Origin of the sequence: Pectobacterium versatile, assembly GCF_020166435.1 — a bacterium.
In the GTDB taxonomy this organism is placed as follows: domain Bacteria; phylum Pseudomonadota; class Gammaproteobacteria; order Enterobacterales; family Enterobacteriaceae; genus Pectobacterium; species Pectobacterium versatile.
Genome location: NZ_JAINZP010000005.1, coordinates 147922 through 161174, shown reverse-complemented (window position 1 = coordinate 161174; position 13253 = coordinate 147922). Strand labels below are relative to the sequence as shown.

At 52.9% G+C, this 13253-nt stretch carries 10 protein-coding genes and 1 pseudogene; 9 read left to right on the top strand and 2 right to left on the bottom strand.

What is annotated here, in order from left to right:
* Nucleotides 1-92: 92 nt before the first annotated feature.
* Nucleotides 93-2054: a methyl-accepting chemotaxis protein gene (locus K7X24_RS08635; RefSeq protein WP_224554296.1), complete on the top strand. Its 1962-nt coding sequence runs from the start codon at nucleotides 93-95 to the stop codon at nucleotides 2052-2054.
* A gap of 68 nt (nucleotides 2055-2122) precedes the next feature.
* On the opposite strand, the pseudogene K7X24_RS08630 reads toward K7X24_RS08635, so the two are convergent.
* Together K7X24_RS08630 and K7X24_RS08625 are read right to left on the bottom strand one after the other, a co-directional pair.
* Nucleotides 2123-2565 (bottom strand): annotated as a pseudogene (locus tag K7X24_RS08630) (N-acetyltransferase).
* Nucleotides 2562-3125, bottom strand: a complete 564-nt coding sequence (locus K7X24_RS08625; protein WP_224554294.1) for a DNA-3-methyladenine glycosylase I — start codon at nucleotides 3123-3125, stop codon at nucleotides 2562-2564. The pseudogene K7X24_RS08630 and the gene K7X24_RS08625 overlap by 4 nt, the downstream one beginning before the upstream one ends.
* A 366-nt stretch (nucleotides 3126-3491) precedes the next feature.
* Between K7X24_RS08625 and K7X24_RS08620 the strand changes: the two genes are divergently transcribed.
* The 8 genes from K7X24_RS08620 to K7X24_RS08585 all read left to right on the top strand — a co-directional run bounded on the left by K7X24_RS08620 (nucleotide 3492) and on the right by K7X24_RS08585 (nucleotide 13235).
* Complete coding sequence (locus K7X24_RS08620) at nucleotides 3492-4298, top strand: sulfite exporter TauE/SafE family protein (RefSeq protein ID WP_224554293.1); 807 nt, start codon at nucleotides 3492-3494, stop codon at nucleotides 4296-4298.
* Between the two features lie 127 nt (nucleotides 4299-4425).
* Entirely contained in the window at nucleotides 4426-5340 is a 915-nt protein-coding gene (glyQ, locus tag K7X24_RS08615) for a glycine--tRNA ligase subunit alpha (protein ID WP_010296573.1), read from the top strand.
* A 9-nt stretch (nucleotides 5341-5349) separates the two neighbouring features.
* Entirely contained in the window at nucleotides 5350-7419 is a 2070-nt protein-coding gene (gene glyS, locus K7X24_RS08610; RefSeq protein ID WP_039508356.1) for a glycine--tRNA ligase subunit beta, read from the top strand.
* Nucleotides 7420-7715: 296 nt separating this feature from the next.
* Complete coding sequence (locus K7X24_RS08605) at nucleotides 7716-8420, top strand: DUF3053 domain-containing protein (RefSeq protein WP_224554291.1); 705 nt, start codon at nucleotides 7716-7718, stop codon at nucleotides 8418-8420.
* 437 nt (nucleotides 8421-8857) lie between these two features.
* Nucleotides 8858-10765: a PTS mannitol transporter subunit IICBA gene (locus K7X24_RS08600; protein WP_103943129.1), complete on the top strand. Its 1908-nt coding sequence runs from the start codon at nucleotides 8858-8860 to the stop codon at nucleotides 10763-10765.
* Between the two features lie 61 nt (nucleotides 10766-10826).
* Nucleotides 10827-11975, top strand: coding sequence for a mannitol-1-phosphate 5-dehydrogenase (locus K7X24_RS08595; RefSeq protein WP_224554289.1), 1149 nt, complete (start codon nucleotides 10827-10829; stop codon nucleotides 11973-11975).
* A gap of 99 nt (nucleotides 11976-12074) precedes the next feature.
* Nucleotides 12075-12659, top strand: coding sequence for an MltR family transcriptional regulator (locus tag K7X24_RS08590; RefSeq protein ID WP_224554433.1), 585 nt, complete (start codon nucleotides 12075-12077; stop codon nucleotides 12657-12659).
* Nucleotides 12660-12872: 213 nt separating this feature from the next.
* Complete coding sequence (locus K7X24_RS08585) at nucleotides 12873-13235, top strand: YibL family ribosome-associated protein (RefSeq protein ID WP_039483242.1); 363 nt, start codon at nucleotides 12873-12875, stop codon at nucleotides 13233-13235.
* The last annotated feature ends 18 nt before the right edge of the window (nucleotides 13236-13253 follow it).

Below are 13253 nucleotides of genomic sequence, written 5' to 3'. Positions count from 1 at the left end.
AAGCATTACCGTTAAAAACCGATAACCCTATCTACCGGGATGTTTTAGGCATGGCGATTTTTAGACATGGTTTGTTAATGGGGGGGACGGAAATGCATTTTTTTACCAGGATTATGAGTAACCTCAAGGTTTCTCATAAGCTGTATGGCGGTTTCGGGATTGTCCTGTTGTTGGTCATGATCGCGTCTGGCGTTGGCGCTGTACGATTTTTTATCATCCACGATCTGTATGTTAAAACGACAATTTTGAATGAAATGAATCACTATCTCGATCAGTCAAAAATGGCGAGGGTAAAATATTCATTCACTTTTGCAGATGACAATATCAAGAATCTCAATACCTACATTAGTCAGGCAAGCCAGCAAAAAGAAAAAGCGAAAGCACTCACGTGGGAAACAGAATATCTGTCTGATTTTAAAAAACTTGATCAAGATTTTGCAGATTATGATACCGATCTGAATACCATGAAAACTGCCGCAAATGCGGTGGTTGAGACGGCAAAGAAAATCAGCCAGATGAATGCCTCCGATGCGTTAACGGCATTTATGACTACTCTCTCTGTCGGTGCGGATGAAAATGCGTTGTCTACGCAGAAGGACGCTCTCTCGCTGCTGTTTCTGAAACTGGTCAACAGCACCTACACCTTACAACGAGAGAATAGTGAAGCCGCGTTTAACGCGCAGAAGCAGGTCTACGCTGAATCTAAGGTAGCCTACGATGCATTGGCATCGTCGGTCAGTGGCGATCGCCGTCGCGTTGTAGACACATTTTGGCAAGCATTTGAAAATTATCATCAAACGGCAGAGCAGTATTACGCGCGGCTGGGGCAGTTAAAAACGACAGATGTTAAATTCCGGGCAACCGGAGACAGAATGACGAGCGATATCGGCAGTATTCTGCAAAAGCTCGGCGCGAAGAATGATGACATTATCAATAGCTCCGTACTGCAAACGCTGATTCTAGGAGCGATTGCCATCGTATTCGGTTTACTGATCGCATGGTCTGTTACTCGACAAATTACCCGACCTATTATCACCAACCTGAAGCTGGCAGAACGGATTGCTGGTGGCGATCTTTCAGCGACTGTCACGGTTGAACGGCATGATGAACTGGGACAATTAACGACGGCCATGATGGTGATGACGGAGAAATTACGTCATTTAATGACTGATATTCGTCAAAGCGTGTACAGCGTTGAGAGCGCTTCTTCTGACATCGCATCGGGCAATAATGATTTGTCATCGCGTACTGAGCAGCAATCAGCGGCGATTGTAGAAACGGCAGCCAGCATGGAAGAATTAACGGCTACCGTGAAGAACAACGCCGATAATGCCCGACATGCCAGCCAGATTGCCGGAGAAGCCTCAACCAATGCCAATCGTGGCGGGGATATTATTAACCGCGTGATTAACACCATGAGCGATATTTCAGGGAGTTCGAAGAAGATCTCTGATATCACGACGGTGATTAATAGCATCGCGTTCCAAACCAATATTCTGGCATTGAACGCCGCGGTGGAAGCAGCCCGAGCCGGTGAACAAGGGCGAGGCTTCGCGGTGGTCGCCAGTGAAGTTCGTAGTCTTGCGCAGCGCAGTTCACAGGCGGCAAAAGAGATCGAAAGCCTGATCTCAGAATCGGTTTCGCGCGTAGATACCGGAACTGCGCTGGTTTCTCAGGCGGGGACGACGATGGATGACATTGTGGCTTCTGTGAGCCGTGTGAATGACATCATGGGAGAAATTTCCTCAGCATCGGATGAGCAGAGCCGCGGTATTGCACAAATCGGCAGTGCAGTGGCTGAAATGGATACCACCATCCAGCAGAATGCCTCTATGGTGAGCGAATCCTCTGCCGCGGCGAATTCGTTGCAGGAACAGGCCTCGAAGTTGGCAAAACTGATGTCGGTTTTCCGCATCTCTGATTCGGATGTTGCGGGTCTGCCAAGGCTGCAAGGGTCGAACACCGGTAACGGGAATTCGGGCAGCAAGGCCGCGCCTCGCCTGCCGACGCTAGCATCGCGGGACAACGGGAGCGATAACTGGACAACCTTCTGATCTCCCGTTGAGTCGATGACTCAGAGGTGATCGATTGAATCGGAGGGAGTGGTGTTGGCTGCTGCTCCCTATTTCGTCCACTGCATGATCAGCGCCGTGGCCTGTGTATCCTGATTGAGGTTTTCCTCAACAACGACAAATCCCTGCTTATGGTAGAACCGGCAGGCGCGCGTATTCTGCTGATACACTTCCAGACTGAGTAAGGAGTACTGTGCCTGAACATGCTGGATCAGCGCAGTCCCAATCTGCTTGCCATAATAGGCTTGTTCCACAAACAGCGCGCCGATGAACCGTGCCTCCAGCACGCTGATAAAGCCGATGAGGCTTCCTTGCTCTTCATAAACCCAGGTTTGCGACTCGGGAATATAGATCTCACGTACCGCGCTGGCACTTTCTCGCCCGTCATCTTCATGAATAAACCTTCACGAATAAACGGATGCGCCAGCGTGGTGCTCTTTAGCCAAAGCTGCATCAGCGGCGCAAGGTCGTGGTCGAGGTAAGGACGAATCATGAGGGGCTTTCCTGATGACAAAAGCAGTCTGTTACATGGTCGTTGACCAATCCACCCGCCTGCATGAAGGCATAACAGATGGTTGAACCGATAAATTTGAAGCCGCGTTTCTTAAGGGCTTTTGACATGGCATCTGAAACGTCCGTTTTGGCGGGAACCTCGGCGAGCGAAGCCGGGTGATTGAGACGCGGTTGGTGCTCGACAAAAGACCAAATGAAGTGCGAGAAGCTCTCACCCTGACTTTCCATCTCCACCCACACTTTTGCATTGGTGATAATCGCCTCGATTTTCCCGCGATGGCGGATAATGCCGCTGTCCTGCACCAACCGGTCCACGTCATCCTGCGTCATCTGTGCCACTTGCTCAGGATCGAACTGGTGGAAGCAACGACGATAGCCTTCGCGTTTTTTCAGGACGGTGATCCAGGAAAGACCGGCCTGCTGGCCCTCCAGACACAGTAACTCAAACAGCTTCTGGCTGTCGGTGCAGGGCTTCCCCCACTCGTTATCGTGATAATCCTGATATAAGGTGTCTTGTGTCACCCAGCCGCAGCGTTGCATACCTTTCTCCTGATTATGGTGAGCTGTTCATTGTAAGGCAGTCTGTTACAAGTAGGCTTCGATCATGGCATTTACGGTGCTGTATATGCAACCAGTGTTTTGCGGGCGTGCTCGCAGATATGAAAAGTCGTTTGAGGATGGGGCGGAAAGTCGTCGCGGAATCGTGAATAATGCTTTGCCAACAGCTCAGGGCTGTTTAATCGATCATAAGAAAAGCAATACCCTAAATAATTCGAGTTGCGTGAAGGCGGCAACCGCGCGAGTCCCCAGGAGCTTACTCAGGTAAGTGACTGGGGTGAGTAAGGGCAGCCAACGCACAAGCAGCTTGAAGTATGACGGGTATAGACAGAGACAGGGGTACAGGGAATGGCAGTAGAGTGGATAGCAGCCTATCTGGCATTAGGCGCGGTAGTAGGTTTTATGGCGGGATTATTGGGCATTGGCGGCGGCGGCATTATGGTGCCAGTGCTGACGGCGCTGTTTGCTGCGCAGGGCGTAGATAATACACATTTGGTACATCTGGCGTTGGGAACGTCAATGGCGGCCATCGTCGTCACGGCAATTTCCAGCCTGCGTACCCATCATCAGCATCAGGCGGTGCTTTGGCCAGTGGTGATGCGGATTACGCCTGCCATCCTGATCGGGACATTCGCGGCCACCTGGCTGGCGACGCTGTTACCGACACGGGCGCTGGCGATCTTTTTTTCCTGCTTTATGGCCTACGTTTCGCTGCAAATGGTGCTGAATATCAAACCAAAACCGCAGCGCCAGTTGCCCGGTACGGCAGGCGTTTCGCTGGCGGGATTGGTGATTGGCAGTATTTCGGCGCTGGTGGCGATCGGCGGCGGGTCGCTCACCGTGCCGTTCCTGACGTGGTGTAACGTCCGTATTCAGCAGGCGATTGGCACCTCCGCAGCAGTAGGGCTACCGATCGCCCTTTCCGGCGCGCTGGGCTACATGATTAACGGCTGGTCGACGACGGGATTACCTGACTACAGCGTCGGCTATGTGTCTCTGCCCGCCGTTCTCCTGATTTCTGCCGTCAGCTTCTTCACCGCGCCCGTTGGTGCTCGTCTGGCGCACCGTCTGCCCGTGGCGACGCTGAAGAAGGCCTTTGCCGCGTTGCTGTTGCTGCTGAGCCTGAAGATGTTGCAGACCGTTTTTTCAGGCTGATCCTGAAATTTGAAAGATGATGACGGGGGATTTGCACTTGTTGCCGCATTCTGGCTGTATATCTTGCGGTCAGAGGGTATACTGGCGCATTCCTTATAAATCCACTTGTATCGCGCGCGAATCCAACATGCAAAAGTTTGATACCAAGACCTTCCAGGGCCTGATCCTGACGTTACAGGATTATTGGGCTCGCCAGGGCTGCACCATTGTTCAACCATTGGACATGGAAGTCGGCGCAGGCACTTCACATCCAATGACCTGCCTGCGGGCACTGGGGCCAGAACCGATGGCCGCTGCCTATGTGCAGCCTTCTCGTCGTCCGACCGATGGGCGCTATGGTGAAAACCCGAACCGCTTACAGCACTATTACCAGTTTCAGGTCGTCATTAAGCCATCACCGGAAAATATTCAGGAGCTGTATCTCGGTTCTCTGAAAGAGCTGGGCATGGATCCGACCATTCACGATATCCGCTTCGTGGAAGACAACTGGGAAAACCCGACGCTGGGCGCATGGGGCCTGGGCTGGGAAGTCTGGTTGAACGGTATGGAAGTCACGCAGTTTACCTACTTCCAGCAGGTTGGCGGTTTGGAATGTAAACCCGTGACCGGCGAGATCACCTACGGTCTGGAACGTCTGGCGATGTACATTCAGGGCGTCGATAGCGTTTACGATCTGGTCTGGAGCGATGGCCCGTTAGGGAAAACCACCTACGGCGATGTGTTCCATCAAAACGAAGTCGAGCAATCGACCTACAACTTTGAACACGCTGATGTCGATTTCCTGTTCAGCTGCTTCGAACAATATGAGAAAGAAGCGCAGCATCTGCTGGCGCTGGAAAAACCGCTGCCTTTACCGGCTTACGAACGCATTCTGAAAGCGGCGCACAGCTTTAACCTGCTGGATGCGCGTAAAGCGATCTCGGTTACCGAACGCCAACGCTACATTCTGCGTATTCGTACCCTGACCAAAGCGGTTGCGGAAGCCTACTATGCCTCGCGTGAGGCGCTGGGTTTCCCGATGTGTAATAAGAAAGAGAGCTAAGAGGCAGCGATGACTGACAAGACTTTTCTGGTGGAAATTGGCACGGAAGAGCTGCCGCCGAAGGCTCTCCGTAATCTGGCAGAATCCTTTGCCGCGAATTTCACTGCGGAGCTGGATGCCGCTAATCTGGCACACGGTGACGTAAGCTGGTTTGCCGCGCCGCGCCGTTTGGCGCTGAAAGTGGCACGCTTAAGCGCGTCTCAGCCCGATCGTGAAGTAGAAAAACGTGGTCCGGCGATTTCACAAGCGTTTGATGCAGAAGGCAAACCGACCAAAGCAGCAGAAGGCTGGGCGCGTGGCTGTGGTATCACCGTTGAGCAAGCTGAACGTTTGACGACTGACAAAGGCGAGTGGCTGCTGTATCGCGCCCACGCGAAAGGCGAACAGGCGCAGGCGCTGCTGGCTGGCATGGTAAGCACCGCATTATCGAAGTTGCCGATTCCAAAATTGATGCGCTGGAGCGACAAAGAAACGCAGTTTGTGCGCCCGGTGCACACTGTAACCATGCTGCTGGGTGAAGAACTGATCCCTGGCCAGGTATTGGGTATCGATTCCGCTCGTACTATTCGCGGCCACCGCTTTATGGGTGAAGCTGAATTTACGATCGATAATGCCGAACAGTATCCGCAGATTCTGCTGGAGCGCGGTAAAGTCGTTGCCGACTACGATGCGCGTAAAGCGAAAATCAAAGCTGATGCAGAAGAAGCTGCACGCAAGATTGGTGGTAATGCCGATCTGAGCGACAGCCTGCTGGAAGAAGTCACCTCGCTGGTGGAATGGCCAGTGGTGCTGACCGCGAAATTTGAAGAAAAATTCCTCGCTGTGCCGTCCGAAGCGCTGGTTTACACCATGAAAGGTGACCAGAAGTATTTCCCGGTTTACGACAACAGCGGCAATCTGCTGCCAAACTTCATCTTTGTTGCCAATATCGAATCCAAAGATCCACAGCAGATTATTTCCGGTAACGAAAAAGTGGTGCGCCCGCGTCTGGCTGACGCCGAATTCTTCTTCAATACCGACCGTAAGAAGCGTTTGGAAGATCACCTACCGCGTCTGGAAACCGTCTTGTTCCAGCAGCAGTTAGGTTCATTGCGCGACAAAACTGACCGTATTCAGGCGCTGGCTGGCTGGGTTGCTGGCCAGATTGGTGCCGATGTGGATCACGCAAAGCGTGCTGGTCTGCTGTCGAAGTGTGACCTGATGACCAACATGGTGTTCGAATTCACCGACACGCAGGGCGTGATGGGGATGCACTATGCGCGTCATGATGGCGAAGCGGAAGATGTTGCCGTTGCGTTGAATGAGCAATATCAGCCGCGCTTTGCGGGTGACGAACTGCCGTCTTCTGCGGTGGCGTGTGCGCTGGCAATTGCCGACAAGATGGATTCGCTGGCAGGGATTTTTGGCATCGGGCAACACCCGAAAGGTGACAAAGATCCGTTTGCGCTACGTCGTGCCGCTCTCGGCGTGCTGCGCATCATCGTCGAGAAACGTCTGCCGCTCGATTTGCAGACGCTGACCGAAGAAGCGGTGCGTTTGTATGGCGATAAGCTGTCTAACGCCAAGGTTGTGGATGACGTGATTGAGTTCATGCTCGGCCGCTTCCGTGCTTGGTATCAGGAAGAAGGCCACAGCGTGGATACCATTCAGGCGGTATTGGCGCGTCGTCCTACCCGTCCGGCTGATTTCGATGCCCGCGTCAAAGCCGTCAGCCACTTCCGTTCGCTGGATGCCGCAGCGGCGCTGGCAGCGGCTAACAAGCGCGTTTCCAACATTCTGGCGAAGTCTACCGATACGCTGAACGAGAGCGTCAATGCTGCCGTATTGAAAGACGCGGCGGAAATTACGCTGGCAACGCACCTTGTCGTGTTGCGCGACAAACTGACGCCGCTGTTTGCTGAAGGTCGCTATCAGGAAGCGCTGGTTGAGCTGGCCTCACTGCGTGAACCTGTCGATGCGTTCTTCGATCAGGTGATGGTCATGGCGGAAGATGAGCAGGTTCGAGTGAACCGCCTGACGCTGCTGAGCCAACTGCGCGAACTGTTCTTGCAGGTTGCGGATATTTCCGTCCTGCAATAACGGCGACAGCGTTACGTAATACTAACCCCCGAGTAGGTTCGCCTGTTCGGGGGTTATTTTTTCCCGCGTCGCAAAACGTCCCGCCTCACCCCTGTGGTCGCCCCGTGTATCTCGATGCTTAAACAATCGGTATTCGTTGTCAGAGCTGGCCTTTTTCTGCACAGCCAGCCTGATTCGACTATGCTTATGTCGTAGAAAATCTTGTCATGGAAAATCCGTCGCCAGCGTGTTTTTGTCTGAGTAAAGCACGGCTGGCGGGGCAGTAAGCATAACGGGAGTAGGGAATGAGAAGGCTGATGACGTACCGTTCACGCTGGCTGCTGCCAGTTCTGGTTATTCTGGCGGCATTGCAGTTGGCTGCCTGTGGTGACAGCGAAGCCGATCAGCGGAAGGCATTCGTTGCGTTCCTGCAAAGCGTACAGTCGCAGCAGGATGGGAAGCTGCCGACATTGACGGAAGAGCAGAAGAAGAATTTTGGCAATTTTACCAACGATTACGCGATATTAACCACTTTTTCTCAGCAGTTTAATCAGGCGGTGTCCGGCAGTTTAACGCCGATGCTGGGGCAAATTTCCCGTATTCGCGTCCCTAAAGACTATCTGACACAGCGTGATGATCTTCGGCAATCCATTGGGGCAATGAACCTGTTGAGCCAGCATGTGCAGGCGGCGAAAGTGCAGGCAGACAATGCCCATCGGACGTTAAAACAGCCTGAAGAAGTGCAAATACCCTATGAGCGGTTGTATGCACGCACGGTAATACAGCCTACCAACGCGCTGTTACCCACCATTCCGAATGCGATTGCCTTCGCACAAAGCCTGATCCAGATCGGCGATTTCCTTCAGGCTCAGGGCGATCAAGCTGTGTTTAACGGCGCGTCTGTGCAATTCCGTACGCCGCAGCAGGTGGCGCAATATAACAGCATGGTAGCGGCGTTACCTCTGCAACAGCAGAATGTAGTGAATGCGCTCAGAGGGATAAATGGTGTGAATTATCCCTAGAAGAGACTATGTTCCGACGCTTTAGCGATGCGATATGGCGGATAGGTATTCTGGATAAGATGCGTGTGGTTGGTGAGAGGGTAAAAATAAATTGTGACTAACATCACATAAATAAAACAAATACAGGTCGTTAAAGTGTGACTTAAATCACATATAAGGCGCGGTGTTTGTCTAAAAATCTGTTTAGTTTTTCATTTTTAACGGTTTTTTGTGAAGTAAATCACCTATTTGTATCGTTGATGTAGGGTGGTTGTGTGATTTTTGTCACTTTACCGCCATGGAGTTGCGGTATGAAAACAGCGTGTTAGAGTCCGCGCTGCATACAGTAATAATGACGGAAGTAGTCTTGTGGTAATCGGTGTTTTTATTGCCACGCCGTCTCACGATAATTACCACGCGCTCTTATTGTCAGCGCGTTTCAATAGGGGTGTGTTTTTATGCTTTCACCAGATATTAAGATCAAAGTGCAAAACTTTGGTCGCTTCCTCAGCAATATGGTGATGCCCAATATTGGCGCATTTATCGCCTGGGGTATTATTACCGCGCTGTTTATCCCTACCGGCTGGTTCCCCAATGAAACGTTGGCGAAGCTCGTCGGTCCGATGATTACGTATTTGCTGCCATTGCTGATTGGTTATACCGGTGGACGTCTGGTATTCGGTGAGCGTGGTGGTGTCGTGGGTGCCATTACGACGATGGGTGTGATCGTCGGGACTGATATCCCGATGTTCCTCGGCGCCATGATTGTGGGCCCGTTGGGCGGCTGGGCGATCAAGCGTTTTGACCACATGGTCGACGGTAAAATCAAAAGCGGCTTTGAAATGCTGGTCAACAACTTCTCTGCCGGTATTATCGGTATGTTGTTGGCAATCCTGTCATTTTTGGCAATTGGTCCGCTGGTTGAAGTCTTCTCTCAGGTGCTGGCTTCCGGCGTTAACCTGATGGTACAGAACAACCTGCTGCCGCTTACGTCCATCTTCGTTGAACCGGCGAAAATCCTGTTCCTGAACAACGCTATTAACCACGGTATCTTCTCACCGCTGGGCATTCAGCAGGCGACGGAAACCGGCAAATCTATTTTCTTCCTGATCGAAGCGAACCCAGGCCCAGGTATGGGCGTGCTGATGGCTTACATGTTCTTCGGTCGTGGTAACGCGAAAGAGTCAGCACCAGGTGCGGCGATTATCCACTTCCTGGGCGGGATTCACGAAATCTACTTCCCTTACGTGCTGATGAATCCGCGTCTGATTATTGCGGTGATTCTGGGCGGGATGACTGGCGTGTTTACGCTGAGCGTACTGGGCGGCGGTTTGGTTTCTCCTGCGTCTCCAGGCTCCATTCTGGCGGTGTTGGCGATGACGCCAAAAGGTGCTTACTTCGCTAACCTTGCGGCCATTGCAGCGGCTTTCGCGGTGTCCTTCATCGTGTCGGCGATTCTGCTGAAAAGCACCAAGCAAAAAGAAGAAGACCTGGGCGATGCAACGCGCCGCGTGCAGGAAATGAAAGCGTCTTCTAAAGGCACGGCGACTAACGTCGGTGTCAGCGGTGATATGAGTACCGTGCGTAAAATCATCGTAGCGTGTGACGCTGGAATGGGTTCCAGCGCGATGGGTGCTGGTGTGCTGCGTAAGAAAGTTCAGGATGCCGGGCTGACCAACATTTCGGTGACTAACAGCGCGATCAATAGTCTGCCGGACGATGTCGATCTGGTGATTACGCACCGCGATCTGACCGAACGTGCGATGCGTCATGCGCCGCAGGCACAGCACATTTCGCTGACTAACTTCCTTGATAGCGGTCTGTATAGCGATCTGGTGGCACGTCTTACCGCAGCACAGGGTGCCGTGAAGTCTGAAGCCGTTGCGACGCCAGCACCTGCTGTCGCCGACGCACAGACTAACCTGTTCCAACTGGGTGCAGGCAATGTGTTCCTGAATCAGCATGCGACAGACAAAGAGCAGGCAATCCGTTTCGCCGGAGAGCAACTGGTGAAAGGCGGCTATGTCGAGCCTGCGTATGTTGAAGCGATGCTGGAACGTGAAAAGCTGACTTCCACCTATCTGGGCGAGTCGATTGCTGTGCCGCACGGTACGATTGAAGCTAAAGACCGCGTGCTGAAAACGGGCGTTGTCTTCTGCCAATATCCTGAAGGCGTTCGCTTTGGCGATGAAGAAGATGAGGTTGCGCGTCTGGTTATCGGTATTGCCGCTCGCAACAACGAACATATTCAGGTCATCACCAGTCTGACCAATGCGCTGGATGATGATGCCGTCATTGAACGTCTGGCACAGACCCAGGATGTTCAGGAAGTGCTCGACTTACTCTCCGGTAAAAAGAGTGCCTAATTGATGTGGCTAGGGCCGCCTGCGGGCGGCCTCTTTTTATGTTTTTTTAAGGTTATGTCTCATGAAAGCATTACACTTTGGCGCGGGTAATATTGGCCGTGGGTTTATTGGGAAATTGTTGGCCGATGCCAACGTCGAACTGACATTCGCTGACGTCAATCAGCCGCTGTTGGATGCCCTGAACAGCCGCACAAGCTACACGGTGCGGATTGTCGGTGATAACACGCAGGTTGATACCGTAAGTAACGTGAGTGCCGTTCACAGCGGCAGCCAGGATGCCGTCGCGCTCATTGCCGTGGCCGATCTGGTGACGACCGCTGTGGGGCCGCAGATTCTGGAAAAAATCGCCGGAACTATCGCTCAGGGGCTGGTTAAGCGTCATAACGACGGCAATACCCGGCCGTTGAACATTATCGCCTGTGAAAATATGGTGCGCGGCACCAGCCAGTTAAAACAGCATGTGTTGAAACTGCTGCCGGAAGGCCATCAGGAATGGGTTGTCGAGCATGTGGGATTCGTGGATTCCGCTGTGGATCGCATTGTTCCCCCTTCCGAAGCCGGTAGCGACGATGTGCTGGCGGTGACGGTAGAAACCTTCAGCGAATGGATTGTCGATAAAACCCAGTTCTGCGGTGAACCGCCAGCGATTCCCGGTATGGAACTGACCGACAATCTGATGGCGTTTGTTGAGCGTAAGCTCTTCACGCTGAACACCGGCCATGCGATTACGGCCTACCTCGGCCAACAGGCGCGTCATCAAACGATCCGTGATGCGATTCTCGACCCGAAAGTCAGAGCCGTGGTCAAAGGCGCAATGGAAGAGAGCGGTGCAGTACTCATCAAGCGCTACGGTTTTGATACGGAGAAGCACGCCGCCTACATCAACAAGATTCTCAGCCGCTTTGAAAACCCGCATCTGCACGATGATGTAGAGCGCGTTGGCCGCCAGCCGCTGCGCAAGCTGAGTGCAGGCGATCGTTTGATCAAGCCGCTGCTCGGAACGTTGGAATACCAGTTGCCGCATGACAACCTGATTACCGGTATTGCCGCCGCGATGCATTATCGCAGTGAACAGGATCCGCAGGCGCTGGAACTGGCTGAGTTAATCCGCACTCAGGGGCCGCAGGCGGCGCTGGTGCAGATTTCTGGTCTGGATGCTGACAGCGAGGTTGTCGCGCAAGCAGTGAATGTGTATAACGCCATGCAGTAATCGGCGTCTCTCGTCATCAGGCAGGTGTGGTCTTTTCGACACGGTGTAAGGTATACGGGCGACGTCGGGGATAGGATGTCGCCACACCTGCCGGTAAGCATGCTGCCGAGATGGGGTAGGCTGTGGGCGGGGTTAAAGGGTCGAGAAGTGACGATGGAAGAAACACAGGCGTTTGAAAACCGGGTTCTGGAAGCGCTGAACTCAGGGAAGACCGTGCGCGACTTTATGCTCTGCGCCGTTGAGTTGTTGGCGGAAGCGGTCAGTATCCTGATGTTGCAGGTGTTCCGTAAGGACGACTATGCGGTGAAATATGCCGTTGAACCCCTGATGACGGGAACGGGCCCGCTGGGCGACCTTTCCGTGCGTCTGAAACTGATTTATGGCCTGGGAATGATCAGCCGTAAAGAGTATGAAGATGCGGAACTGTTAATGGCGCTGGGCGAAGAGCTGGCACATGACGATCGGCATTACCGTTTTACCGATGATGAAATTCTGGGGCCTATCGGCGAGCTGCACTGCGTGGCGGCGTTGCCTACAGAACCCGCCTTTCCGCCGGGGGCAGATGCCGCCGATCCGCTTCTGGTGAGTATGCAGCGGCAGCGTTATCAACAGATGGTGCGCTCCACGCTGGTGCTATCCCTGACCACATTGATTGCGCAAATCAGTCTGAAAAAGGCGTTTTAACCCCATTCTGCTTTATTACGCCACTGCGTCATGTCAGGCGTTTCTACTTGTCATCCTTCAAGCGGCATATGTGTGGTTGGTCTTACTCAACTCAGTCACTTACCTGAGTAAGCTCCGGGGGCGTGCGGTTGCCGCCTTCACGCAACTCGAATTATTTAGCGTATAGTGTATGCTGTGCCCCGCATTATTCTCCCGTTATATAGGTTATCTTTTATGAAAGAGCAGGAAAAAGCAGAGATCAAACGCCTTAGCGACCAATTGGATAAGCTGACGCATAAGCAGACCACGCTGCTGGAACAAGGTGATGCTGAAGCAATCGCCCTCAATCTGGAGGCCTGCGAGAAGCTAACGGCTGAAATCGAGCGCCTGCGTAACGTGAGAGAACAGAAACTCAGCAAAGAAGCGCAGAAACTGGCGAACCTGCCTTTCAAACGTGCGATTACTAAAAAAGAGCAAGCTGATATGGGGACGTTGAAGAAAAGCGTTCGCGGTTTGGTGGTAGTGCACCCGATGACGGCACTGGGGCGCGAGATGGATTTAAAAGAGATGACAGGCTTCGCGCCGAAACCGTTCTGAGGTTTCTTCTCTGCGCAG

Bases quoted from the DNA above. Each gene is read 5' to 3' on its own strand.
- K7X24_RS08600 (WP_103943129.1), top strand. From the start codon at position 8,858: ATGCTTTCACCAGATATTAAGATCAAAGTGCAAAACTTTGGTCGCTTC.
- glyQ (WP_010296573.1), top strand. From the start codon at position 4,426: ATGCAAAAGTTTGATACCAAGACCTTCCAGGGCCTGATCCTGACGTTA.
- K7X24_RS08605 (WP_224554291.1), top strand. From the start codon at position 7,716: ATGACGTACCGTTCACGCTGGCTGCTGCCAGTTCTGGTTATTCTGGCG.
- K7X24_RS08585 (WP_039483242.1), top strand. From the start codon at position 12,873: ATGAAAGAGCAGGAAAAAGCAGAGATCAAACGCCTTAGCGACCAATTG.
- K7X24_RS08590 (WP_224554433.1), top strand. From the start codon at position 12,075: ATGCTGCCGAGATGGGGTAGGCTGTGGGCGGGGTTAAAGGGTCGAGAA.
- K7X24_RS08625 (WP_224554294.1), bottom strand. From the start codon at position 3,125: ATGCAACGCTGCGGCTGGGTGACACAAGACACCTTATATCAGGATTAT.
- K7X24_RS08620 (WP_224554293.1), top strand. From the start codon at position 3,492: ATGGCAGTAGAGTGGATAGCAGCCTATCTGGCATTAGGCGCGGTAGTA.
- K7X24_RS08595 (WP_224554289.1), top strand. From the start codon at position 10,827: ATGAAAGCATTACACTTTGGCGCGGGTAATATTGGCCGTGGGTTTATT.
- glyS (WP_039508356.1), top strand. From the start codon at position 5,350: ATGACTGACAAGACTTTTCTGGTGGAAATTGGCACGGAAGAGCTGCCG.
- K7X24_RS08635 (WP_224554296.1), top strand. From the start codon at position 93: ATGCATTTTTTTACCAGGATTATGAGTAACCTCAAGGTTTCTCATAAG.